At 51.8% G+C, this 22,052-nt stretch carries 25 protein-coding genes and 1 pseudogene; 14 read left to right on the top strand and 12 right to left on the bottom strand.

Annotation, left to right across the window (positions count from 1 at the left end; genetic code table 11):
- On the top strand, positions 1-941 hold a 941-nt coding region (locus SQ11_RS10575), incomplete at its 5' end, for a TrbI/VirB10 family protein (RefSeq protein WP_052494172.1).
- Here SQ11_RS10575 and SQ11_RS10570 read toward each other — a convergent pair.
- The 5 genes from SQ11_RS10570 to SQ11_RS10550 are packed head-to-tail and all read right to left on the bottom strand — an operon-like array spanning position 938 to position 6,201.
- Positions 938-1,477, bottom strand: a complete 540-nt coding sequence (locus SQ11_RS10570) for a lytic transglycosylase domain-containing protein (protein WP_052494171.1) — start codon at positions 1,475-1,477, stop codon at positions 938-940. The genes SQ11_RS10575 and SQ11_RS10570 overlap by 4 nt on opposite strands.
- Positions 1,474-2,010, bottom strand: coding sequence for a conjugative transfer signal peptidase TraF (gene traF / locus SQ11_RS10565; protein ID WP_041514129.1), 537 nt, complete (start codon positions 2,008-2,010; stop codon positions 1,474-1,476). The genes SQ11_RS10570 and traF overlap by 4 nt, the downstream gene beginning before the upstream one ends.
- The gene (locus SQ11_RS10560) at positions 2,007-3,905 is read right to left on the bottom strand and encodes a type IV secretory system conjugative DNA transfer family protein (RefSeq protein WP_041514128.1); all 1,899 of its coding nucleotides are present in this window, start codon (positions 3,903-3,905) and stop codon (positions 2,007-2,009) included. The genes traF and SQ11_RS10560 overlap by 4 nt, the downstream gene beginning before the upstream one ends.
- Positions 3,902-5,854: a TraI/MobA(P) family conjugative relaxase gene (gene traI / locus SQ11_RS10555; protein ID WP_052494170.1), complete on the bottom strand. Its 1,953-nt coding sequence runs from the start codon at positions 5,852-5,854 to the stop codon at positions 3,902-3,904. Before traI ends, SQ11_RS10560 begins: the two co-directional genes overlap by 4 nt.
- Positions 5,851-6,201, bottom strand: coding sequence for a hypothetical protein (locus tag SQ11_RS10550; protein ID WP_041514127.1), 351 nt, complete (start codon positions 6,199-6,201; stop codon positions 5,851-5,853). Before SQ11_RS10550 ends, traI begins: the two co-directional genes overlap by 4 nt.
- Positions 6,202-6,476: 275 nt before the next feature.
- On the opposite strand from SQ11_RS10550, the gene SQ11_RS10545 reads away from it, so the two are divergent.
- The 4 genes from SQ11_RS10545 (at position 6,477) to SQ11_RS10530 (ending at position 8,688) form a co-directional block, all read left to right on the top strand.
- Positions 6,477-6,803 carry a TraK family protein gene (locus tag SQ11_RS10545; RefSeq protein ID WP_041514126.1) on the top strand — a complete coding sequence of 109 codons (327 nt, stop codon included), beginning with the start codon at positions 6,477-6,479 and terminating at the stop codon, positions 6,801-6,803.
- A 16-nt stretch (positions 6,804-6,819) separates the two neighbouring features.
- On the top strand, positions 6,820-7,539 hold the full coding sequence (locus SQ11_RS10540) for an ArsA-related P-loop ATPase (protein WP_041514125.1): 720 nt from the start codon (positions 6,820-6,822) through the stop codon (positions 7,537-7,539).
- Positions 7,540-7,553: 14 nt separating this feature from the next.
- A complete protein-coding gene (locus tag SQ11_RS10535) occupies positions 7,554-7,997 on the top strand; it encodes a hypothetical protein (protein WP_052494169.1) in 444 nt (147 codons plus the stop codon).
- Positions 7,998-8,235: 238 nt separating this feature from the next.
- Positions 8,236-8,688 (top strand): hypothetical protein, encoded by a 453-nt coding sequence (locus tag SQ11_RS10530; RefSeq protein ID WP_041514124.1) that lies wholly within the window; start codon positions 8,236-8,238, stop codon positions 8,686-8,688.
- 60 nt (positions 8,689-8,748) lie between these two features.
- Here the strand turns inward: SQ11_RS10530 and SQ11_RS10525 are convergent, their stop codons facing one another.
- The 3 genes from SQ11_RS10525 to SQ11_RS10515 all read right to left on the bottom strand — a co-directional run bounded on the left by SQ11_RS10525 (position 8,749) and on the right by SQ11_RS10515 (position 11,459).
- A complete protein-coding gene (locus SQ11_RS10525; protein WP_052494168.1) occupies positions 8,749-9,447 on the bottom strand; it encodes an Abi family protein in 699 nt (232 codons plus the stop codon).
- A 168-nt stretch (positions 9,448-9,615) separates the two neighbouring features.
- Entirely contained in the window at positions 9,616-10,116 is a 501-nt protein-coding gene (locus tag SQ11_RS10520; RefSeq protein WP_052494167.1) for a helix-turn-helix domain-containing protein, read from the bottom strand.
- Positions 10,117-11,144: 1,028 nt separating this feature from the next.
- A complete protein-coding gene (locus SQ11_RS10515) occupies positions 11,145-11,459 on the bottom strand; it encodes an HU family DNA-binding protein (RefSeq protein WP_269746043.1) in 315 nt (104 codons plus the stop codon).
- 416 nt (positions 11,460-11,875) lie between these two features.
- Between SQ11_RS10515 and SQ11_RS10510 the strand changes: the two genes are divergently transcribed.
- The 4 genes from SQ11_RS10510 (at position 11,876) to SQ11_RS10500 (ending at position 16,741) form a co-directional block, all read left to right on the top strand.
- A complete protein-coding gene (locus SQ11_RS10510; RefSeq protein ID WP_041514122.1) occupies positions 11,876-12,247 on the top strand; it encodes a hypothetical protein in 372 nt (123 codons plus the stop codon).
- A 542-nt stretch (positions 12,248-12,789) separates the two neighbouring features.
- Positions 12,790-12,921 carry a type II toxin-antitoxin system RelE/ParE family toxin gene (locus SQ11_RS18110; RefSeq protein ID WP_084226817.1) on the top strand — a complete coding sequence of 44 codons (132 nt, stop codon included), beginning with the start codon at positions 12,790-12,792 and terminating at the stop codon, positions 12,919-12,921.
- Between the two features lie 137 nt (positions 12,922-13,058).
- The gene (locus SQ11_RS10505) at positions 13,059-15,830 is read left to right on the top strand and encodes a DNA methyltransferase (RefSeq protein WP_041514121.1); all 2,772 of its coding nucleotides are present in this window, start codon (positions 13,059-13,061) and stop codon (positions 15,828-15,830) included.
- Complete coding sequence (locus SQ11_RS10500; protein ID WP_041514120.1) at positions 15,827-16,741, top strand: hypothetical protein; 915 nt, start codon at positions 15,827-15,829, stop codon at positions 16,739-16,741. The genes SQ11_RS10505 and SQ11_RS10500 overlap by 4 nt, the downstream gene beginning before the upstream one ends.
- A 77-nt stretch (positions 16,742-16,818) precedes the next feature.
- Here SQ11_RS10500 and SQ11_RS10495 read toward each other — a convergent pair whose 3' ends face one another.
- Both SQ11_RS10495 and SQ11_RS10490 read right to left on the bottom strand, forming a co-directional pair.
- Positions 16,819-17,694 carry an ImmA/IrrE family metallo-endopeptidase gene (locus SQ11_RS10495; RefSeq protein ID WP_041514119.1) on the bottom strand — a complete coding sequence of 292 codons (876 nt, stop codon included), beginning with the start codon at positions 17,692-17,694 and terminating at the stop codon, positions 16,819-16,821.
- Positions 17,691-18,050, bottom strand: a complete 360-nt coding sequence (locus tag SQ11_RS10490; RefSeq protein WP_041514118.1) for a helix-turn-helix domain-containing protein — start codon at positions 18,048-18,050, stop codon at positions 17,691-17,693. Before SQ11_RS10490 ends, SQ11_RS10495 begins: the two co-directional genes overlap by 4 nt.
- Positions 18,051-18,182: 132 nt before the next feature.
- Here SQ11_RS10490 and SQ11_RS10485 point away from each other — a divergent pair, with 132 nt between their 5' ends.
- The 5 genes and pseudogenes from SQ11_RS10485 (at position 18,183) to SQ11_RS10465 (ending at position 20,688) form a co-directional block, all read left to right on the top strand.
- Positions 18,183-18,467: a DUF3892 domain-containing protein gene (locus tag SQ11_RS10485; protein WP_041514117.1), complete on the top strand. Its 285-nt coding sequence runs from the start codon at positions 18,183-18,185 to the stop codon at positions 18,465-18,467.
- Positions 18,468-18,508: 41 nt separating this feature from the next.
- Positions 18,509-18,742: a DUF2188 domain-containing protein gene (locus tag SQ11_RS10480; RefSeq protein ID WP_198140846.1), complete on the top strand. Its 234-nt coding sequence runs from the start codon at positions 18,509-18,511 to the stop codon at positions 18,740-18,742.
- Positions 18,743-19,207: 465 nt separating this feature from the next.
- Positions 19,208-19,450: a CopG family ribbon-helix-helix protein gene (locus SQ11_RS10475; RefSeq protein WP_041514116.1), complete on the top strand. Its 243-nt coding sequence runs from the start codon at positions 19,208-19,210 to the stop codon at positions 19,448-19,450.
- A 3-nt stretch (positions 19,451-19,453) separates the two neighbouring features.
- On the top strand, positions 19,454-19,729 hold the full coding sequence (locus SQ11_RS10470) for a type II toxin-antitoxin system RelE/ParE family toxin (protein WP_041514115.1): 276 nt from the start codon (positions 19,454-19,456) through the stop codon (positions 19,727-19,729).
- Positions 19,729-20,688, top strand: a pseudogene (locus SQ11_RS10465) (tyrosine-type recombinase/integrase). The gene SQ11_RS10470 and the pseudogene SQ11_RS10465 overlap by 1 nt, the downstream one beginning before the upstream one ends.
- A gap of 387 nt (positions 20,689-21,075) precedes the next feature.
- Here the strand turns inward: SQ11_RS10465 and SQ11_RS10460 are convergent.
- Positions 21,076-21,429, bottom strand: coding sequence for a hypothetical protein (locus tag SQ11_RS10460; protein ID WP_041514114.1), 354 nt, complete (start codon positions 21,427-21,429; stop codon positions 21,076-21,078).
- Positions 21,430-21,541: 112 nt separating this feature from the next.
- Positions 21,542-21,895 (bottom strand): copper-binding protein, encoded by a 354-nt coding sequence (locus SQ11_RS10455; RefSeq protein ID WP_041514113.1) that lies wholly within the window; start codon positions 21,893-21,895, stop codon positions 21,542-21,544.
- Positions 21,896-22,052: the final 157 nt, after the last annotated feature.

Below are 22,052 nucleotides of genomic sequence, written 5' to 3'. Positions count from 1 at the left end.
AGCGAAAGGCAGCCGCCCTTGAAGCCGCTCTCGCGGCACCCGCCGAGGTAGAAAAGTTCGGTATGAAACAACAGTGGCAGCCTTCGGCGGGCGCGGTCCGTCCGAGCCATGGCGGCACTCCGGGTATGCCTGGTGTCGATGGTTTGATACCACCGCCACCGAGGGACGATCCGGGCGGCGAGAATTACGGCGCCGGCGATCCAAACCAGCAAGCGCAGAAACAAGCTTTTCTCAATGCGTCGAACAATACGGGCATTTACCTGAAACATACGCGCCAAGCACCTTTGGCGCCGACTCAGCTTAATGCAGGAGCGATTATTCCCGGCGTGATGTTGAGCGGGGTTAATTCCGACTTGCCGGGGCAGATCGTTGGGCAAGTGCGGGAAAATGTTTACGATTCGGCTTCCGGCCGCATTTTGATAATCCCGGCCGGGGCGCGCCTGGTGGGTACTTACGATAGTCAAGTATCGGCGGGGCAGGAGAGGGTACTTGTCGCGTGGAACAGGGTTATGTTCCCGGACGGTTCGTCATTGTCGCTGGATGGGATGCCCGGCGCGGATCAAAGCGGATTCGCCGGATTCAATGATAAAGTGGATAACCACTACTGGCGCACGTTCGGCAATGCGTTCATGCTTTCGCTGTTTTCGGCCGGCATTCAACTCTCCCAGCCGCGCGGGGCTGTGACAGGCACTTATAACTCGCAGCAGATCATGGCGGCGGCGTTGGGTCAGCAATTGGGCATGTTGGGGATGCAAGTCGCACGGCGCAATTTGAGCATTCAACCTACCTTGGAAATTCGCCCCGGTTACCTGTTCGATATCATGATCACGAAGGATATTATCCTGCCGCCGTGGACCGGCCACCCCTTGCAACAATTGCGATCAGTTCAAGGAGCAGGAACGGAAACAGACACTTCAGGCAGTTATCAACAGGGTTACTAACGCCGATCTTGGATAATTCTATCCGGCTGACGCCACACCGACGTGTTAGCCGTATAGGGGTCCAAAGCATTCAAAATTGGTTCTGTAGGCATATCGACATATCGTGCCACATAGCCATTCCGGAAACCCCTCGTAAAATCCCCCGTGTTATAGCGCGATAGCGCGGCGCGCAAAGCCGCTTGCTCATCACCGTGCCTCGGTAGCGCATCAGTGTAGGCCATGGTCAAGATATGTGCTCCGGCTGTGATGTTCTTGCAGGGGTCGAACATGTCCGCAACGGTGTAGCCCAGGCGTGAGAGGTTCGCGCTATTGACTTGCATGTATCCCATATCAACCGTGTGCCCAGCCGCGATAGCGGCGTTGGCTATGGTAACGGCATCCTGCTTTGTCTTGATCTTTTTGAGGTGTTGAAACGTAGCGCCTTGCCGCTTGTTGACATTGATTGCAAGCGGGTTGCCGCCGCTTTCAACCCGTATAATTTCCTGAATGGTCGAAGGTGCGACGTTGGGAGCGCATGCCAGGATTAGCTCTATCACTGCATTGCCTCCACATTTCCGGCCACCAGCAAGGGCGCAGCCTCACCCCGGATGGTCGTGCGATTGACAGGCCCGAAGTAGCGGCTGTCAAAGCTGTTCATGCTGTAGCTGGAAAATACCCATAGTTGATCAGGTTTCACGATGTATTCGCCGTCCGGCCATGCCGGCATGGATGGCTTGGCTACGGTGTTGGGTACCGGTCTGCCATTGACGGTTGCGGGAGTACCACGCTGCAGCCTCACGCGGTCACCAGGCAAAGCCGCGATGGTTTTCAGAAGCGGTGCCACATTCGATTCAGCGCAGTTGCCATGGGCAAGATAGCCCTGTTCGCCCATGACCTTGACGATGGGCAGGGCAGGGGGGCAAATGGATATCAGCATTCCACGCCTGAGCGTGGCGTGATCGACGGCACGCTCAAGCCAAAGGCCACGCGGCGCTGATTCAGTGAAATTAAGGCGAAGGCCAGCGGCCACACTGGCGATCATAAGTGCGGTCGCACCCAAAGCCATGATGCCAATAGTCCGTGCCTTCATACAACTACAAAGCTCCTGGACGTGGATTTACGTAACGTATCCGACATTTGCGGAGGTTCGATTTTCGAGCGTTCATTGAAGGTTGGATCGAGAAAATAAAGTATCTGGCGTCCACGAATGACAGGGTGGCCAGCTACGAATATCAGCATTTCGCCCGCTTCGGTTATATTTCCCTTTGCGTCCTTGAGCGGACCCGGCAAGCGCATGATTTCATCGGTAGTCAATAAGTACCGTTGTGACTCCTGATAGCTCCTTGATACTTGCCCAAGCACCATGCCGAAACGCTTGCCCGAGGTAGAGATCTGTTCCTTGATTACGGTCGTCTGTCCGGTCATTTTTGATAACCATTCCGCTGTTTCCAGCTTGTTAGGGGCATAGGCCACGCGGATATGACAATTCGAGATAATGCTTTCGTAGTTGGAATAAGCCTTATAAAGCTGTTGCACGTCCTGCGTGATGATGTACGCCTTCATACCATAACCCGCAATGTAGGCAAGAGCACTCTCAAAAACTTCCAGCTTTCCGAGGGTAGGGAACTCGTCAAGCATCAGTAGCAGACGATGCTTGTGTACGGTTTTAGATCGTCCATCATCGAATTCCATCCGATCGGCAAGGCTCAATACAATCTGCGTCAACAGCAGCCGCGCAAGCGGCTTCATACGGTCTGCATTGCGCGGCGTGGTGATGAAGTACAGCGATACGGGTCTGTCGTGATCCATAAGGTCAGCTACCTTAAAATCGCTGCGTGAAGTGTTCTCTCCAACGATGGGATCGCGGTACAGGGAGAGGGCATTATTCGCCGTGGAAATGATGCTTCCAAGCTCACGCGGGGGTGTGCTAATCATGCGGCGGCCTACGCCCCTGATTACAAGTTGCGCCTCCATCGCTTCTTGAGCATCCGGCAGGCAAACATCGCACATTTCCATGAATAAGCCTTCCAGTGTCTTCGGGTCGCTTTGGTCGTGGTCCTTGTCTTTTACATCGGGAGCCGCGAACTCGCCAACTCCTGTGAGCATGTGAGCGCAGTCTGGCAAGCACGGGACACGCCCGACTTCACGGGCTTTATAGAGCACATGGAGGATTAGGCCAACAATCAGCTCGTGTGCCGCCGAGCGGAAGTGATTGCCTTGGATTCCTGTTCCGTCGCTGTCTATGACCATGAGAGCGATGTTTTGTGTATCGCTGATTTGGTAGCGAGTGCCGGACCGGATCTCCCCAAGTGGATTCCATGCGCAGCTTGTTCCTGGCTCGGCTGGGTCATAGCGGAGAATGACATTGTTGGCGTGCCGTTGCCGCCATCCGGCGGTCATGGCGTAATTCTCGCCCTTGCGATCGAGGACAAAAACGCTTTCCGGCCAGCTTAAAAGGGTAGGGACTACGAGGCCGACACCCTTGCCGGAACGGGTCGGGGCAATGGCGCAGATGTGTTCCGGTCCATCGTGGCGCAGGTACTGAGTGCGGCCTGTCTTTTCGTCGTCATAGGCCCCGCAATAAACTCCCGATCCGTTCTTGTCGTGAAGCAAGCCGGTATCCCGCACCTGTTCACGGTTTGCGAATGCGGCGGTCCCATGTGAGCCTTCGTGTTTGCGGGAGCTGCGTGTTTTCATGCCAACGAACACAACAAAGGCCAGAAGAGCGGACACGATGCCGAGTGCAAAAATGATAAATGCGTAATTATAAGTGGTCGGCGCATAATCGTAGAAGTTAAAGAGCCATTGCCACCAGGACAATGGGCTGTAAATCCGTCCGAAGAGTGGAATGCCCAGCGAAGGATGATAAGCCAGCCGTTCGGCCACAAACTGGGTGCAAACGGCATTTACCCCGACGATAAGCAGCAGCAGATAAACGCTGCCAATGGCGCGGGTTTTACCGATGGATGAATTCTTCTCGCTCATAGTTCTGCCTCGTTATCGATGGATTTACTGCGCGATTTCGACTTATCCGGTTTTGCCTGTGCCGATTGACGGGTTTGTTCCAATGCAGGATCCGCAAAGCGCACATCCAGTTTGTGTAATCCGGCCAGCCTTGCCACATCTTTCTGGAAGTCCGCCTGTCCTTCCACGATTAGCGCCTGTCCCTTGAAGCGTTTCGAGGCAAGTTCGAGGGCTATGAACGACGAGCCCGCCGTGGTTCTGAATGACTGGACGTGAGTTTTCCGGTCGATAACCAGCCCGCCGTCTGCGGTGTTGTAGGAAAGCGCCCCGTCTTTATCAGCTTCAAGTTTCAGTCCCTTCAAGATGATGTTTTCGGCATTCTCGTTTTTAGCCGCGGTCAATAGATCGCCGCGCAGGGCTTCCCGCTCTTTTCGGCTTCTCAGCACGGCCACGGCTTCGGTGTTGCCGTTTTCGGCTTGAAGGGTCAGCCAGTGCGCCCAGGAGGGCAGGCGCGTCTCAGCCATGAGCATGCGGCGCTTTGCATCAATTGCGCGTTTGTTGGCATTTCTCGTCGCTGCCGTTTGCAGACTTACCATCTTGAGCATGGCGCGGCGTTGCGGTCCTTTTGCAGCAACTTTCACCAGCAGGCGCTGGGCAATTTTCCATCGCTGAAGATTGGCTTCAAGTAGGGCGCCTTTATATTTCAGTTGCGCAAGGTCGTGACTCCTGGCCAGCTTGTGCTTCAGTTGTAAGTGCTGGTATTGCTCGAACAGTACAGCGCTTGATGGATGCGCTTGCCGTGGCTTCGGCTCATAAGGCTTGTGTGTTATTTCGGGGTTATGCCGGCTTTCTTCAAACGGTCCCAGCCTATCGGTCAATGCCTTCAAGGAAAACGAGCGATCGCACTGGCTTGCCCGTACCCATAAAGCGGTGTGCCCGATAACCAGGCCAGCGCCTCGTTTCTTGATTTCAAGGCCATGCTCCGCAAGGGTAGCGTGTAGTTCTAGCCAGTTCGTGGCTTTGTGCATGGCCGGGGCGACTTCCCGCGCCACATGGCCGGTTAGGGTTTCAATTCCGCTGTGTGCTTCAGCTTGCGTTTGCTTGGGGGGAATACTCACCCTTTCGCTAACATTGCCTCTATCGCCATCTCCCGCCCGTCGCACGCTGTCAGGGCGTTCCGTTCCTCGTTGCTGTAGACCATTACGTGCATTACCCGGCAATAACAGCGAACCTCTTTGGGCAGTACGTACCATACGGCAGCCGGACAGGTTTCGCACACCGTTGAGGGATTCGGCCTCTGGTTCATAGCCAAACGAGAGATCGTAGGACTCTCGTAAATGTTGCCGTGAACGGCTGTCGCGCTCTTCGGGGTGTCGTTCTTGGGTAAGTCGGATATCGTTACTTCGTTCATGGGTTTTTTCTCCGGTTAGTCCGTGATTGGTAGGTTTCAACTTGTATTTGCGTTCCAGCCTGTCGCACTCTTCCATCAATTTCTTTTTATCGAAATAGGGCTCTATGTTCTGGTAACCCTTGGGGTGAACCTTGTTGATGGCGACATGGACGTGCAGATGGTCACGGTCTATGTGCACGGCGCTGATGCGCTGATGGTCAGCGTATTCGATGGCGGCGCATAGTTGATCTTCGATTGCATGGAGGATTTCAAGAACAGGTTCTTCGCCAGGGGGAAAGCTGAATACCAGGTGATAGGTCTTATCGGTATGGGATCTGGTGTTGGCTGCCTGGGTGCATTCGATAAGGGCAGTCGCCGCTGCGGGATCGTCGGTATGGCAATTGGTCACACGTACCCCGCCGACTTTTTCACCCCGGCTGCTGGTGCCGCTGTTCAGCACGTAATCCGCTGTGCGCGACCAGCTACGCGGATCGATGCCGCCCTGGGCCGCAACCACGTACCGGACAAGCCGTGCTATCCGGGGGGAGGCCGCTTTCGTGTCAATGCGTTTGGCGATCATCGCATGACGCTTCCCATGATGTTGAGTATCTTGGTCTGAAGAGTCCGGAAGTCATCCATCATCTTTTCGACGTGCTTGGGGTCCGCGCCTTCACCGCGCTTTGTTGCCAGCCAGAGTTTCAACAGGCCGGCAACCCGTCCTAGATCCCCGTTCACTTTCGCCAGTTCATTGACGGCTTCAATGTCGATGATGGAACGGACGCGCTGATTGAGCCCGGCCGCGCGAAGGTATGCGGATAGCGAGAGATTCGCTGAAGCGGCAAGCCGGAGAATCTCGGCGCGTTCTGCTTCCGTCACCCATACCTTGATGGGTTTGCCGCGCGGCCGGGTGTTCGGTTTTGGTTCCATGATTTGGTTTGTCTGTGAGCCTCGCAGAGCAAGATTCCCCGTTGAGCCGAAGGCGAATAAGGGGAGTAATGGAGAGGCGTAGCGCGCAGTGCGTAGGCCTACATTACACATCTTGCCCTCTTTTCACTGTACCAATATACTCTAATTAGCGCAACTAAAGAATTATGCTTTAAAAGATGTGGCTTTTCGCTTAGATTCGCTTTAAGTTGCATACATTCGCCTAATATCGTATATTTAATATGCGGATTAGCGCTAATTAGCAATAAGGGGGGGTTGTGACGCCTGAACTGAAAAAAAACTCGAGAGGCGCAGGTCGCGTGGCTTTTCTGGCGCGAATCGAGGATATTCGAAAAATGATTGATGCCGGGTATACGCTGCTTGTGATCTATCAGAAGTACGAGAAGCATTTGAAAATTAGTTACAGCCAGTTCGCCCGCTACGTAACTCGATATATCAGGAGCAAACCACGCTATGAGAACGAAGGAGAGAAATCTGCCCCAGCAACAGAAACAAAAGCCATTGATCCAGGCGAAAAAGAAAAGCGAAAGCCCGGATTCACACACGACCCATCAAGCGGAAGCAACCGCGACGATCTCATTTGACAGGAGCAAGCAAAAAATGAAACAAGTGCATTTCACGCTTCAAGGAAAAGGCGGTGTTGGAAAAACTTTCGTGTCGTCTTTGATTGCACAGTATTTGCGCAGCAAAGGGGAATCGGTTGTTGTCATTGATACGGACCCGGTTAACGCTACGCTTTCCGGATACGCGGCGTTCGATACGCAACGCCTGGAATTGATGGAAGGCGGCTCTCTGATCGAGCGCAATTTTGATTCTTTGATTGAGCAGGTTGTCGAAGAGGATTCCAATTTTGTTATTGATAACGGTGCAGCGACATTTATTCCTCTTAGCTTTTACATCGCCGAGAATGACGCTATAAACGTGATTGCCGAAAGCGGCAAGCAGGTTGTCATCCATACAGTTATCACAGGCGGTCAGGCTATTCGGGATACGCTTGCCGGGTTTGCGTCATTGGTTGAGCATATGCCGGAACAAGCGCGCATAGTCATCTGGTTAAATGAGTTCTTTGGCGATATTGTTGCCGAGGGCAAAGAGTTTGAGGAAATGAAGGTTTATCTGAATAACAAGGATCGTGTCCACGGCATCGTGCGGATAGCACGGCAAACGGGTTCTACGTTTGGCAAGGATATCCAGTTGATGCTTGATTCCAAACTCACCTTCGATGAGGTAAAAGGGTCGGCGGATTTTGGGCTTATGGCAAAATCACGGTTGCATCGGGTGCAAGAAGCGATCTATCGGCAGATGGGGGCAGTCGTTTAAAAAGGAATTGAATCATGGAAAGAACCGGATGCGGTATTGATTTTGACGAGATAAGAAAGACCATCGCCATAGAACATAATGTTTTGCTGGATAAGGGCGACCCTATCCTGGCGGCGGTCACGCTCAATGAGTTGGTGCTACAGCGGTACGTCGAAATTTTGATGGAAGCGAATGAGACTCACCGGAAAGCGATCGAGGCGGCTTTGCAGCAGGGTATTACGGATGCTAAGCAGACGGCAGGAAGGGTTATTACAGAGGCAGCTGATTATGTGAGCGAACAGACGAACATGGCTGTTTCAGCGGTGTTGAATGAAGGCGAAGCACAGATCAAGAGAGATCTGTCAGGGTCCAGAAAAGAATTACAAACTACACGCAAAACGGCAATCATCGCGGCGGCGGTCTCTTGTTTTTGCACCGTCGCCACCCTAGGAACGGTGGCGTTCAATGTTGTTTATTGAGCCGCTATTTGAATTTAAGCCGCCTGCTTTCAGCAGCGGCTCAAACAAAGAACAGAGAGGTGGGAAAATCATTCCAAAAACAGATCCATTTCTTTAGCCGCGGTTAAAAATAGCAGTTGCCGGCAGATCCATTTTTTAGTCAAAAGTGGGAAATCGCGTAATTTAAGCGTTGCAAGTGATAAGCGCCGGAAACGGATAGATAGCTTCCATCGGAATCGAAAACAGCAGAAGGTGATCAATGCTAAATGACGATAAACGACTTACCGGGATCGCTGATATGGAGAAAGCCCGGAAACAACGACGGCTTACAAATACCTTTCGCCATCTCCTAGACGAAGCCCGCGCCGGAAACGTGAAATGCTTCGCATCCCGATTGTATTATAAGGACGGTACCAGCGAGCTAGTGGTGGTCGGTGGCACACTCGAAGAGCAGGCGGTGATTCGCGCCAAGCTGGAAGCAATGGAAGCGGAGGTGAATGCACTGATGGCTGAATGCCGCCCCCTCGCCGCCGAGGTCTTCGCGCATCTTCCGGAGGAAGAATGGCGGCAGGTTCTCGATTCTCCGGAACGTATGAGACTCGCGCTTAACACCCTGCCAGATAACCAACGTACAAAACTCAATCCACTCCTGGAGCGATTGACGAAGCATCAAACGTTCATTGAGGGGCTATTGCCGCCAGCGCACGAATAAATGTATGTGCCATTAGCAATTTGCCGTTTCAAGGCTCGATTCAAGGTAAGCAAAATACACCTATATTCGGCACTTTTGGCACCCTGATATAGCCAGGACTTCTTGGCGAACTGTGCTGGTTGTGATCATGATTAGCTTTGTAGGGGGACATAACATCTCCATTACTTCGCTAAGTATCTCGTGAACTTGTAACAAATTCAGATGAAAAATCGGCTCATGGTGGGCAACTCGATTGCGGAGCTGTCTTATTTTTTCAAGCTTCTGATTAAAAACGGCTCTCTTCGGAGCTGTGCGAGATCGAAATGCTTTATGTAGATAGGGAACCCACAGGGTGTGTTCAAGCCTCGAATCAGTCAGGTTGTGCCAAAACCCGAAAGACAGTTCGGCAATTACCTTCCCGGGAGGAACTGCAAGCGTTTTCGGCCAATGCTTTGCCGCGTCCTTTTGTGCTTTTTGTAAAATCCCCTGGCTGCGCTGATCAATAAGAGCAAGAAACGGCGCAGCGGTAAACCAGTGTGCGCCAAATCCAGCGGTTAGCTCCAAGTCGAATTTGTTTCGTAACGCAATCTCCACATAGTGGAGGTCGGCTAAGAAGGCCGCGCTAACCTTGGTATTTAAAACATATAGCCTAAGCGCTTGCTGCTCCTGACTATTCATCGCCCGAAGGTATTTGCTCAACCTGGGCTTGGTTAGCGTGTCAATGACATGGTGTAGTTGTTCCGAATCTAATTCTGGTAGCGAAAGTTCCGTTTTCGGCATCTGCTGACCCTTTTTGTTCTTACTTCCATATTAGAGAGGGGGTCCACTTGACTCCCCTCCCTGAAGGGGCTATTATTAATTCAAAGCAAGCCCCCGGTGTGACCTCTGCGAAAGCATGCCCCCGGGGGCATGGTTTTTTCTGGCCTTTGGCAATCGAAGGCGAACCCCTTACCCTAGCTCTGAAACCGCTTTCAGTCGTGGTTTTCCTATACGCTTAACCCGTTCGGCTTGTTCTTTCCGGGTCTGCTCACGAGCCTGCAGCTCCTCCTTAGCATAAGGTGTTACAGCCCTTATCAGTCCAGAAAAGTCATACTGATTGGTTTTGTTCCGGTCTTTCTCCACACGCCGTTCGATTCGCTTCAGAAATCCTCCAGCTTCCATGGCCTGAATACGGCGACGCACTGTCGATGGATCGCAACCAATCGCTTCCGCGATAGTTTTCTTAGACGGAAATGGTAGCTTGTCAGCAGTCCACCAGTGTGACAATAGGATCAGAAGAATGTTGATGTCCAATGAATTCAGCCCAAGCGCCCGCTGACGCATGAAGATCGTATTCGGCACCAGTGTCCACCCTGCTTTTACCAAATCAGATCCCCACTTTTTTTCATTTTCCTGTAACGCGTCTTTCCCGCTGGTCAGCGGCACTATAGATTTATCGGCTGCATTCATCTTTATATCTCCAAAAATCGACGGTGCTGCTAGTATGCCTCTTGCACGAGGCCAATCGCAACAAGCTCAGGGAGGCGATAGCGCGCCCCACTAACTTATTCTATCTATGTGTTCCAGCATGCGTTTGTATACAGTATGATTAATTCTGTAGGGCAAATGGTCCTCCCAATGGAGAGCATTATAGCCTCTCACTGGGAGGCCACATTACCCCTGTATTAGCCCTAGCGCGAGAATACTCTCGCCGCCAAATGAGCTGCGATACCGTTGCGGAACGTGGTTCTATCTGGACGATGATTCCGAACCATACCGGGTGAACTTAAACAAACGACAGAAATGTCCCATAACTTTTAGAGCGGCGGCTCGGCCTGAACTTCTGCTGAGTTGCCCCTTCATGCCCTCTGCCGCCCACCCGTAATCATGCCGCAGGATAGGCCTTGGCGGTCTTTATCCCGTGCTTCTAGGGCTAGGCTTCGGTCGTGTGGAAACCTGTGCGAGGAATCTCTGTGTCGAGCCGTTGGCCAACAGGCTCTCTGGGCTTGGCGTTTCCCAAAAATCTGGTCTGGGAACCGGGCTATTTTGGGAGATCGGAATTCGACTCAAAGCCACGCTGGACGGGGCTTTACGCAAATTCCTATGGGACAATTCTGTCGTTTGTTTAAGTGCACCCAGGAGTCACCCGTCGGGTACAACGTTGCCGAAGGCTACGTTGCGAGTGAATGTTGGTAAAAAGGAATCGTTACCGGATGGCCGGGACCTTGGTCCCGGTGGGTGAAGCACATAGACTCCGCCGGACACGGGCTGGTCCTGCGTGAAGCGTCAAATGAATGGCATGGTGATTATTCCGCGCGCCCGCCGGTGGATAAATGGGTTGCCCACTGCGCATTGGCTTCGTGGACAATCGGCCAAGCCGATTCCCCATATTATCCACCGGCTCCCCACGGCGTTTGCCTTCGGCCTGACGTGCTGCGCTTGCCGCAAGGTTGATATAGAGGGCCGTTCAGGAAATGCAAAAAATAGTACGCAAGAACTTACTTCTTGCCGCTATTCACCGCTGCCTTGAGCGTGGCCCCTGCCTTGAACGCCGGCGCCTTGGAAGCCTTGATCTTCAGTGCTTCGCCCGTCTTGGGATTGCGGCCGGTGCGCGCGGCACGCTTGCGGACCTCGAAAGAACCAAAACCGACCAATGAGAGGGAGTCGCCTTTCTTGAGGGTATCCGAAATGATGTCGAGCAGCGCGCCCAGGGCCCGGTCGGCATCGGCCTTGCTGGAGCCCGTCTTGGCTGCGAGCGCATCGATGAGTTCTTTTCTGTTCATGTTTTGAAACTCCTTGGGTGTTAATAAAATGGGCTGCGGATTGGGAAGATTACAGGGTACACCATAAAAGGATCGCCCCGCCTACAGCCAGTAATGATGCCATATTGATTGTATCGCTGGTTACCCCGCCTTAATATTTTATTGAGCTAGACGAGTGAATTTGGAAAGTGGTCAGGGGACAAGCTTTCAACTTTGAAATACCCATACTCGGCGATCTGTGTACCTAAGTCCAATTGTTTACTCTGCAATAAAACTCAAAAATAGAAGCGGGGAATATCGCACTGTTCCAACCGGCCCATCTCGCTGGCATGGAGCATTCTTCAGATTTATGCCCTAAGACCGTAAATCAATCCACGGGCCTAGTTTTTCCGTCTTAATAATCATTAGTAGTTTGCACGAGTAGCCGTACGACTTACGTAACCAAGGGTCATCACAGGGAGAAAGGTATGAAAAAGGTCACTGCTGCAATTGTTGCATTTAGTGTTTTAGTTTCGGGATGTTCTACATTTGCTCCAAAAACCCAGACTGTTAGTGCCGTCTGCTCAGAGTCTGATGCAACCCTTCAGGTCAATGGTCAAGTGTACGAAGGTAAAGCTCAGGTTGAATCAAAGACAAACAAATCGGTTGCTATCATGTGTACAAAACCGGGGTACTTTCCCGCACAGAAGACAATTGATTACTCTTTAAGCGGAACAGGGGTTGCAGATATAGTGGGCACTGCATTTTTCTTGCTTCCTGGCATCGGCCTTTTCACCGCCGGAGCATGGAAGCTCGACGAAACAAATGTAAACATACCCATGGTAAAAAGTGAAAAATAATTCACTATTTGAGGTTGTACGCCCAAACCGCCGGAAATTCCGAGCGGTAGTAAGATAGTTGTAACCTATTGATGGATTATTGTGAGCCTAAAACGGCATCAAATGCGAGCCCGACCGGTTCCACGGATGATTTCCCAACCCCGAAATGATCGAGGCGGCCGATGCCGAGCAGTTTATAATCTGGTTAAAGCTGTTGCCTTCTCCGCGCAACGATGAGGAGAGGCGAACCAGCTCGCCTATCCTTGCGTGCTATGCCGAATCCATAGGGGTTGATATAAGCCAGCTAACGTATTTCTTTGATTGAGAGATTGCTAATAGGCTAATTTTACAATTTCGGGGATGGGCACTCAACAACCACCAGCTAAAGCTGGTGGGTTGAGGCTCCGGCCCCTGCGGACTAAAGTCCGCGAAACGGGGGGCCTACGCTAAAAACACATAGTACGACATTGGTCTGCAATTCGACGTCCGCAAAAATATCGTAGCTAAAGCTGACCGGCTAAAGCCGGTGGTTTTAACCTTGGAATGGAAATAATAGCCACGGTCTGCGCAAGTGGCGCGTCAAGGACTTCGACAACGTTCTGATCTTCTACCTGCCGCGCCCTGACGGTGTGTTAATCGTGCGTGTGCTGCACGCGGCACGGGACTGGTGGGGGTTGTTGGGGATCAAAGCCTAGCAGGACAGGGGTTACGCTTCTGAACCCCTAGTGCAAAAGCGCGGTCTGGAAGCCGTCGTCTGAAACTTGATTGCACGGGAGCGCGGCAAGTGCCACTTTCGGCACAGCCTGTGCATGTCTTTTCATAGAACAAGAAGATGCCTCTATCCTGGAATGAGATTAAAGACCGCGCGTTAAGTTTTTCCCATGAATGGGTCGACGAAACATCGGAGGACGCCGAAGCAAAATCCTTCCTGGACGGGTTCTTCAACGTCTTTGGTGTGCCGCGCAAACGGGTGGCAAGTTTCGAAAAACACGTTAAGAAAATCGACGGCAAGGACGGCTATATCGATCTGCTCTGGCGCGGCATTCTGCTGGTCGAACACAAATCGCGCGGCAAAGACCTTGATCGCGCATTCCGACAGGCGAAGGATTATTTCCCCGGTATTAAGGACGCCGACCTGCCGCGCTATATCCTGGTATCCGATTTCGCGCGCTTCCGGCTATACGATCTGGAAGAATCCACACAGCACGATTTTGCGCTGAAGGACTTGTATAAAAACGTCCGGCTGTTCGGCTTCATCGCCGGTTATCAAACCACATCGTTCAAGGAACAAGACCCTGTCAATGTCAAAGCTGCCGAGCGGATGGGGCGGCTGCACGACCAGCTGAAGGTGGCGGGCTATGAAGGCCATCAGCTCGAAGTTTACCTCGTTCGCCTGCTGTTCTGCTTATTCGCCGAAGACACCAGCATTTTTGAGCGGCGGCAGTTTCAGGATCTGATCGAGCAACGTACCGCCCCCGACGGGCAGGATTTGGCACAATGGTTGGATAATTTGTTCCAAGTTCTAGACATTCAGGAAGACAAGCGGCTGAAAATGCTCGACGAACAATTGGCCGCCTTCCCTTACGTCAATGGCAATCTGTTTGCCGAGCGCCTACCCACGGCGGCGTTTGACCGCGCCATGCGCGATTTGCTGCTGGAATGCTGCGTGCTGGACTGGAGCCGGATTTCACCCGCCATCTTCGGCGCATTGTTCCAGTCGGTGATGGATCAGAAATTGCGCCGCAATCTCGGTGCCCATTACACGACCGAGAAAAATATTCTCAAACTCATCGGCCCATTGTTCCTTGACGCGCTGCGGGAAGAATTCGCGCAACTCCGCAGCCAGAAGAAAAAACTCATCGAATTTCACCGCCGCCTCGCTGGATTGAAATTTCTTGACCCCGCCTGCGGTTGTGGCAACTTCTTGGTCATTGCCTACCGCGAATTACGCCTGCTGGAACTCGATGTGCTGCGCGCGTTGCGCCGGGACGATACGCAACGCGTACTTGACGTCAAAAGCGAAATCCAGTGTGACGTCGATCAGTTCTACGGTATCGAAATCGAGGAATTCCCGGCACAGATTGCTCAAACCGCATTGTGGTTGATGGACCACCAGATGAACATGCTAGTTTCCGAAGAATTCGGCCAATATTTCCGCCGTCTGCCGTTGAAGAAATCCGCCACCATCGCGCATGACAACGCGTTGCAGCTCGACTGGCGTAAAACCGTCTCGCCAAAGGAACTCAACTATATCCTGGGCAACCCGCCGTTTGTGGGTGCCAAATATATGAACGACGGTCAACGCGCCGACATGGCCGCTGTTTTTTCTGACGTACAGAGTTACGGTCTGCTTGATTTCGTTGCGGCATGGTATCGTAAAGCTGCTGACTATATGGCGGACAACACAGCAATCAAAACCGCGTTTGTCTCGACCAATTCGATCACGCAAGGCGAGCAGGTTGGAATCTTGTGGATGGACTTGCTGAGGCGCGGCGTGAAGATTCACTTCGCGCATCGCACTTTTAGTTGGTCGAGCGAAGCGCGCGGCAAGGCGGCGGTGCATTGCGTGATTATCGGGTTCGCCTTACACGACACGGTAGATAAGCGCCTCTTCGATTATGAGGCGTTACAGTCGCAAGCACATGAAATTAGGGTGAAGAATATCAACCCTTATCTGGTTGACGCGCCAAATGTTGTGATCCCTCGTCGAAGCAGTCCACTCTGTACTGTGCAGGAAATAGGAATTGGGAATAAGCCGATTGACGGTGGATACTATCTTTTTACTCCGGAAGAAAAAGCAGAGTTCCTACAAATTGAGCCTGTTGCACGACTATACTTCCGACGCTGGTTTGGCTCCGAAGAATTTATCAATAACATTGAAAGATGGTGTCTTTGGTTAGGCGACTGCTCGCCAGATGTATTGCGTCAAATGCCTGAGGCAATGAAAAGGGTTGAGGAAGTACGAAAGTCGCGTCTCGCGAGCAAAAGCATTCCGACGCGTAAACTTGCTGATACACCAACGCGTTTTCACGTCGAAAACATGCCCAATTCGAATTTTTTGGTCATTCCAGAAGTATCTTCCGAACGCAGAATTTATATCCCTTTGGGGTTCATGACCCCAGAGACTTTATGTAGCAATAAACTCCGTATTTTCCCAGAAGCCACATTGTATCACTTCGGAATAATGCAATCCGCTATGCATATGGCTTGGATGCGCTATGTTACTGGGCGCATGAAAAGCGATTATCAATATTCCATCTCAATCGTCTACAATAACTTCCCTTGGCCGCAAGCCCCAACTTCCAAGCAGTGCGAAGACATCGAAGCTGCCGCGCAAGCAGTGCTGGATACCCGCGCCCAACACCCCGACGCGTCGCTGGCTGACCTCTATGACCCGCGCACTATGCCTCCAGACCTGGTCAAGGCACACCGTAAACTCGACGCCGTCGTGGACGCGTCTTACTCCAAAAAGAAATTTCTAGGCGATAGTGACCGGGTGGCATTCCTGTTTGAACTCTATCAGCAGCTCACCTCGATGTTTCCGGTTGAATCGAAGGAAGTTCGAAAACGCCGCAGCACAACGAAACGGAGGACAGCAGCATGAGCGATGCCAATTTCAGCCTCATTTTCGAGGGATCATCTGTTGAAAATGGCGAGATAGACGTTAAGGATTTGGCTCCATCACTTATGGCTCTTGGCGAGCTAATTCAGGCCGCAAACGCAGAAATTAACGGTGAGCAGGCGCGGATTGCTGTCAAGCTGCAAGCGACAAAGAAGGGATCTTTCGAGGTCAATATGACCTTGGTGCAGTCCTTCGGCGCGCAAGCATTACTCCTCATTGATTCACTCGCTGGCCATAAGGACGGCATTGCGGCAGCAAAAGACCTAGCTGATATTATTTTTAAGGTTGGAACAGGAACAGCCGCTGTTGGGGGCGGCTTTTTCGCACTAATAAAATGGCTGCGTGGCAGAAAGCCTGACAAGGTTGAAGCCAAAGGGGGCGACACATACATTCATATTGGAGATACCCACTTCGTCACCGACACACAAGCTGTTGCCCTGGCGGAGAATCTACAAGTGAGAGAGCAAGCCCGCAACTTGGTTGCTGTCCTATCAACTGATGGCATTGACCAAATATCTACCCGTCGTGGATCAGAAGAAAAACTCACAATCAAAAAAGAGGAGGCTCGCTACTTCGATGTACCAGACATTGAAGAAGAAACGTTGGAGGATGCCGAAAGAGAGATGTTCCTACAAATTGACTCACTGAGTTTCAAGGAAGGCAATAAATGGCGCATGACAGATGGGGGTGAGCCTTTCTATGCAGTGCTTGATGACGTTGATTTTCTCAATCGGATTGCAAAGGGCGAAGTTTCATTCTCCAGGAATGATTACCTTCATTGCCTAGTCCACGAACGGCAGCTACGCACCGGAAAAGGCCAACTAAAAAAAGAACGCAATATTATTCGCGTTATTGAGCACAAGCCGGGATTAAGACAATTGAAACTTCTATAACCCAAAGCACTATTCCGTACGCCACCTAGATGGTCAGGTTGTCCTCCGGCCCTGATCTTGCGGCAATCGTCTAAATACTAGCGTCGGAAACGGGGCGTCCACGACTCTATCAAGAACCCTTCATCTTCCTCCTCGTCGTCATCGGGTAACGCTATGTCATAAAGTACCGTGAGCGTCTTGCCATAGCTCCCCAGGCCTATCACGTCCTCGCAGATCTCGACGCTGCGACTACCACCGAACCAGTCCTGCAAAGTGGAGGTTTCATCGACACGAACGGCACGCCGCACATTCTCGACGTCCTGATTGAATGCGAATGTCGGCGTATTGCGCGGCACAGCCTCGCGCTTGCGAATCCAGTCAATGCCGTCGACGCTCTTAAGAGCCTCGGACATGAAACAGTGGTCAATTCTGCTACCAACGCTAACGACGATGGCCACCGGATCGCGTGTGCATTGGGTGTAGCGAATGGCGGTAGCGTGCAGAGAAGTCTTGCACAGTGCGGCCAAGCTCTCGACCGCCGCAAGTCCCCGCCCAGCTCGCTCAAGTGCAGGAAAAAACAGGTGGCGCGGCATAAGGAAGCCTGCAGCAAAGCGATCAGCCTCCATTTCGTAGCGGTCGTTCGACGTAAACCCCGCTCGCGACTCATGAATGCCGTTCGTGCCGATGACGGCGTCAATATGGCCAGGTAAAAAATAGTGCCCAAGCTCATGGCTGATGCTGAAACGTTGAAACGGCTTGTTGTCTATGTGCGTTGCGTAGGCGATGGCGAATTCGTTGCCGACACGGATCAGCATGCCGGACACACCGGCGTCACGGGACGGTTTGGGCACCACTTCTATCCCGCGACCCCGCGCAATGGCGAACGGATCAACCGGCAGCGCAGCAATTCCAAAACCATTGATGAGCTGCTCAGCCGCCAGCGCCGCGAAGGCGCAGGGATCGGCACGGGTCATTTCTTACTGGCACCAGGCGCAGCACCTTTGCTGGCGAGTAGAGTTATCAGCTCGTCGGCAAATTTACGATCGGTTTCCTGCAACATGTTGTAGTGGCGATGCAGCTCATCGGCCCCAGCCAGCTCCTTGAACTCTGTAACCCTTCCAAGAAGGTAATCAGTGGTCACGTCGAGTGTATCGGCAAGCAAGCGAAGATTATCGAAGGATGGCTTACGCGCGCCGGTCTCGAAATGTGAAATCGCGGAAGGCTGCAACCCTGAACGCTCCGCAAGTTCGCCTTGGGTGAGGCCACGATATTCCCGCGCGCAACGAAGGCGGTCCGGAAAAATAGTGGACGGAGGGCTTGACTTTATCATGACGATTCCGTATAGTTATAAATGACGAATTAGTCATCAGGCTTTTAGGCACTTTTGTTGAACCGGTATGTTGACGAATGCGTCTTATCTTAAATTACATTAATGGTAAAATCAAGCTAAAAGGACAGAAAAATGGCCGACGTTCAAGTTACCTGCATCACCAAACCACATCCGCAGAGTCCGCACGAACACATCACGCATCTGGGCAATCCGCCGTCGTGGACATGGGCACGAGAACAGGTCATTGCCAGCATCGAGGCGAAGACAAACACCTTCTTTGTGCGCGATCCGCACAACGGGAAGCGCTCCGATGTTGGCGTGGTTCGCCCCACGAATGGTGCACCATATCTGCGCACTTACGCGGATGAGCAATGGAATAACAACCTGCTGTCGCTGAATCAGTGCCCGTTGCGCTAGAGTCAGGCTTCTATGTTTCTCAACAATGAAAAGGACTAACAATGATGAAGAAAGACATTCATGTCGTGCCGCATAAAGATGGGTGGGCAACAAAAAAAGAGGGGGCTCGGCGCGTTGGAGTGACAGCCGACACGCAGAAGCAAGCTATTGAGCGGGCTCGCGAGCAAGCGAAACGAGAGCATGTCGAAGTGGTTATCCACGGTCGCAACAACAAGATTCGCGACAGCGATAGCTACGGCAACGATCCGAATCCACCCAAGGACAAGAAGCATTGAAGATTCGGTCGAGACCATGCGCAGAGACGACAAGTAGCCGTCTCAATACGCCATCTTAAACGTCGGGCTATCTTCCGGCCTGGTCTTACCGTGATCGTGAATGCGTGTAGCGGCCTAAGCCACCCGTTGCAACGCGCGATAAACGGTCGCGTGGTCAACGCTTAACAGCCTGGCCTCGTCTGGCACCGGCTCACCCTGTTCATCAGCTTACGGGCATGGACAATCTGCTGGCCGGTCAGTTTCGGCTTGCGCCCGAACTTTATGCCGCACGACTGTGCCGCCTTCATTCCAGCGCGAGTGCGCTCCCACAATCAACGATTTAAATTAGTGAATGATAAAGGACGTTATCATTCACAAAACATAGTAGGATTTAAACTGCGTTTTTCCCAACAGAGACTAGACAATACAAATAGATCTGATTATTATTGATTTTATATGATTAATAATAGTTCAAAAGGATTGGATATGAATACACGCGTCGTTACTGCTCACATTCCAAATGAGCTGGCAGAACAGATCGACCAACTTGCCACACGTCTCGATCGTCCCAAGGGGTGGATTGTAAAACAAGCCTTGACGTCCTGGGTCGCACTTGAAGCAAAACGTCATCAGCTTACATTGGAAGGTTTGGCAGATGTGGATGGTGGTCGCATCGTTGATCACGCTTCAATTGATGCTTGGGCTACAAGTCTCGACGAACCGGCCTAATCCATGGCCCTTAAATGGACGGTTAGTGCTGAACGCGACCTTGTTCGCATTCATGCTTTTCTTGCTCCAATAAGTCCCCCCGCAGCAGCAAAGGTGATCAAGCAACTGGTGGCGGGCGCAGAGCAGCTTCTATCCTATCCTAAGCTTGGAGTGTCCCTTGAAGAGTTTGCACCGCGGGATGTGCGACGTGTAATTGTGGGTGATTACGAATTGCGTTATGAAGTTACTGAAAACCTGATTTATATCCTTCGGCTTTGGCATTCCCGGGAGGATCGATAATGTCCCATATCCTGCTCTCTTCGCTTCAAAGCTCGGTATCGTTGCCGACGTTGTTCGCGCCGACTGCAGATGCCAGCAAACGCTTCATCGAGTTCTTTACTGCCAATATTCGTAATCCTAACACCCGTAAGGCGTACGCCTGGGCTGTAGGGGAATTTGCGATCTGGTGCGAAGCTAACGCGCTGACGGAGCTAAGCGATATCGAGCCTGTGCACGTAGCGGCCTATATCGAGATTCTGTGGCAGCGATTATCCGCCCCTTCGGTGAAGCAACATTTGGCCGCGATCCGTATGTTGTTCGATTGGCTTGTGGTAGGCCAAGTCCTCGCTACCAATCCAGCGAGTTCGGTGCGCGGTCCCAAGCATTCAGTCAGAAAAGGAAAAACGCCTGTTCTGGCTGCGGATGAAGCGCGTGCCTTGCTCGACTCTATTGATACGAGCACTCTCGTCGGTTTACGCGATCGCGCCTTGATTGGTTTGATGGTCTATACTTTTGCCCGCGTTGGTGCGGCCCTTCAGATCAAAATTGAGGATGTTTATGTGCAGGGTCGTCGCACTTGGATACGGTTATACGAAAAAGGCGGAAAGCGGCATGAGATGCCTTGCCATCACAATCTTGATGAATACTTGCACGCTTATATCAACGGCGCTAAGTTAACGGAAGCCTAGAGCATTCTGTTTCGCACGGCGCCCCGTCGCTCCGGACAGCTTTCAGACCGCCCAATGAGCCAAGCCGATGCATATCGCATGATCCGCAGACGGTCAGCTGAAGCTACTATCTTTACCAAGATCGGTAATCACTCCTTCCGTGCTACAGGCATTACTGAGTACTTACGCAACGGCGGCAAACTTGAAATAGCACAACAAATGGCAGCTCACGAAAGTGCGCGCACTACTGGTCTTTATGATCGGAGAAATGATCAAGTATCGCTTGATGAGGCTGAGCGGATAGTGATTTAGCCTGAGATTTCTGAGCCTGACATTGCGCGTTGCATATATATATTGCATTTAATGAAAATCTGGGGCGCCGTGCCCGTTGGGTACGATGCAAGAGGCGGGTCAAGGACTTCGACAACATCTTGATCTTCTGCCTGTCTTGCCTCTGGCAAGGCAATTCCCGCATAACTCTAGTTCTCGCTGTATAAGGCGTTCCGGGCTCCTGTCGTACTGAAATAGAATTCATTGTAAATATTGAAATAAAATTTCCCATCATCCAGTTCGCTGCCTTGCAACGGTATAAGAAGCTCCCCCTGCCAGCACCAGACCCGGTCACCTTTTTATTATAGTAGCGCGAGCCAACCTAGCCGAGCCATGCCTTAGCCCGGTGGAAGTACTTTGAAGTCTGAATTACTTGGCTTCCGCTGCTATTTTTCGATGAGAGTCAGCCATAGATAGATTTGCCTCTGCGGCTTGCTCGTAATAGCGTATCAAGCCTCGGCAATGCGCTTGCAGATTCTGAGCTTGTTTAGCATAGAGATTGCTGTGGTACTCATATTCTTCGAGCTGTTTTTTGTGCTCCTGCACCTTTTCCCGCATTTCTTTGGCGGCATCTTCGTAGCGTTTGGCTAAGGCTATATGATCAGGAGGGGTTCTGGCCTCCTGAGCAGCTTGGCTCATATCCATCGGCTGAGGGTTCATTTGTGCGCAGGAAACCAACAGACCGAGGGTTGCTAAAACTGTAAAAAAAGTTTTTGTGTTCATATCGAGTCCTCTTTATTAAATGAATGAAAATACATCTCTAACGGGCTAAAACTTGATTCCAGGGTGCGACGGGTCGTGCTGCAAACCGGACATCGCCCCCTGTCATTAAGGGCTATTTCACGGCAGTCACAACGTAGTCAGATCCTTGCTGCATGAATTCGACTTTGACTTTTTTGCCAATCACGAGCTTGTCGAATAGCGTCTTGTCCTTGACGGCAAACCCCATCGTCATTGCTGGCCAGTTCAGGCTTTCGACCGGTGCATGCGCAAGCGTCACTTTGCCATTAATTGCATCTACGGCTTTAACGACTGCTGTCGTCTGGTGGGTTATGGCTGTGGACTCCTGGGTCTGATGCTTATTGCCACTATCTTTCATATCCATGTCTTTCATGCCGCCAGACTGCGCGTTGGCAAGGGTGGATATAAACAAAGCGAAGATTAAAGCGAGGGCTGCGGTAAGTCTCATTGCGTCTCTCCTTAGGTGGCTGGGTGGATCATGTAAGGCAAAATTCGAAAAGAACCTCGGGATTTACAGTAGTCTGCTGAACAGTTTCATAAAGTCTGTGCTTCAATAAATGATGCAGCAGGAGGTGTCTAGCCACTTTCCATGCCCGACAGCTCAA

It is taken from the genome of Nitrosospira sp. NpAV, from assembly GCF_000832065.1.
In the GTDB taxonomy this organism is placed as follows: Bacteria; Pseudomonadota; Gammaproteobacteria; order Burkholderiales; family Nitrosomonadaceae; genus Nitrosospira.
Note: the sequence above shows the minus strand (reverse complement) of the source record. Positions and strands in the feature narration are given on the sequence as shown.

Coding starts and splice junctions, on each gene's coding strand:
- traF (WP_041514129.1), bottom strand. CDS start 2,010: ATGAAGGCACGGACTATTGGCATCATGGCTTTGGGTGCGACCGCACTT.
- SQ11_RS10560 (WP_041514128.1), bottom strand. CDS start 3,905: ATGAGCGAGAAGAATTCATCCATCGGTAAAACCCGCGCCATTGGCAGC.
- traI (WP_052494170.1), bottom strand. CDS start 5,854: ATGATCGCCAAACGCATTGACACGAAAGCGGCCTCCCCCCGGATAGCA.
- SQ11_RS10550 (WP_041514127.1), bottom strand. CDS start 6,201: ATGGAACCAAAACCGAACACCCGGCCGCGCGGCAAACCCATCAAGGTA.
- SQ11_RS10540 (WP_041514125.1), top strand. CDS start 6,820: ATGAAACAAGTGCATTTCACGCTTCAAGGAAAAGGCGGTGTTGGAAAA.
- SQ11_RS10535 (WP_052494169.1), top strand. CDS start 7,554: ATGGAAAGAACCGGATGCGGTATTGATTTTGACGAGATAAGAAAGACC.
- SQ11_RS10530 (WP_041514124.1), top strand. CDS start 8,236: ATGCTAAATGACGATAAACGACTTACCGGGATCGCTGATATGGAGAAA.
- SQ11_RS10525 (WP_052494168.1), bottom strand. CDS start 9,447: ATGCCGAAAACGGAACTTTCGCTACCAGAATTAGATTCGGAACAACTA.
- SQ11_RS10520 (WP_052494167.1), bottom strand. CDS start 10,116: ATGAATGCAGCCGATAAATCTATAGTGCCGCTGACCAGCGGGAAAGAC.
- SQ11_RS10510 (WP_041514122.1), top strand. CDS start 11,876: ATGAAAAAGGTCACTGCTGCAATTGTTGCATTTAGTGTTTTAGTTTCG.
- SQ11_RS10505 (WP_041514121.1), top strand. CDS start 13,059: ATGCCTCTATCCTGGAATGAGATTAAAGACCGCGCGTTAAGTTTTTCC.
- SQ11_RS10500 (WP_041514120.1), top strand. CDS start 15,827: ATGAGCGATGCCAATTTCAGCCTCATTTTCGAGGGATCATCTGTTGAA.
- SQ11_RS10495 (WP_041514119.1), bottom strand. CDS start 17,694: ATGACCCGTGCCGATCCCTGCGCCTTCGCGGCGCTGGCGGCTGAGCAG.
- SQ11_RS10490 (WP_041514118.1), bottom strand. CDS start 18,050: ATGATAAAGTCAAGCCCTCCGTCCACTATTTTTCCGGACCGCCTTCGT.
- SQ11_RS10485 (WP_041514117.1), top strand. CDS start 18,183: ATGGCCGACGTTCAAGTTACCTGCATCACCAAACCACATCCGCAGAGT.
- SQ11_RS10480 (WP_198140846.1), top strand. CDS start 18,509: ATGATGAAGAAAGACATTCATGTCGTGCCGCATAAAGATGGGTGGGCA.
- SQ11_RS10475 (WP_041514116.1), top strand. CDS start 19,208: ATGAATACACGCGTCGTTACTGCTCACATTCCAAATGAGCTGGCAGAA.
- SQ11_RS10470 (WP_041514115.1), top strand. CDS start 19,454: ATGGCCCTTAAATGGACGGTTAGTGCTGAACGCGACCTTGTTCGCATT.
- SQ11_RS10460 (WP_041514114.1), bottom strand. CDS start 21,429: ATGAACACAAAAACTTTTTTTACAGTTTTAGCAACCCTCGGTCTGTTG.
- SQ11_RS10455 (WP_041514113.1), bottom strand. CDS start 21,895: ATGAGACTTACCGCAGCCCTCGCTTTAATCTTCGCTTTGTTTATATCC.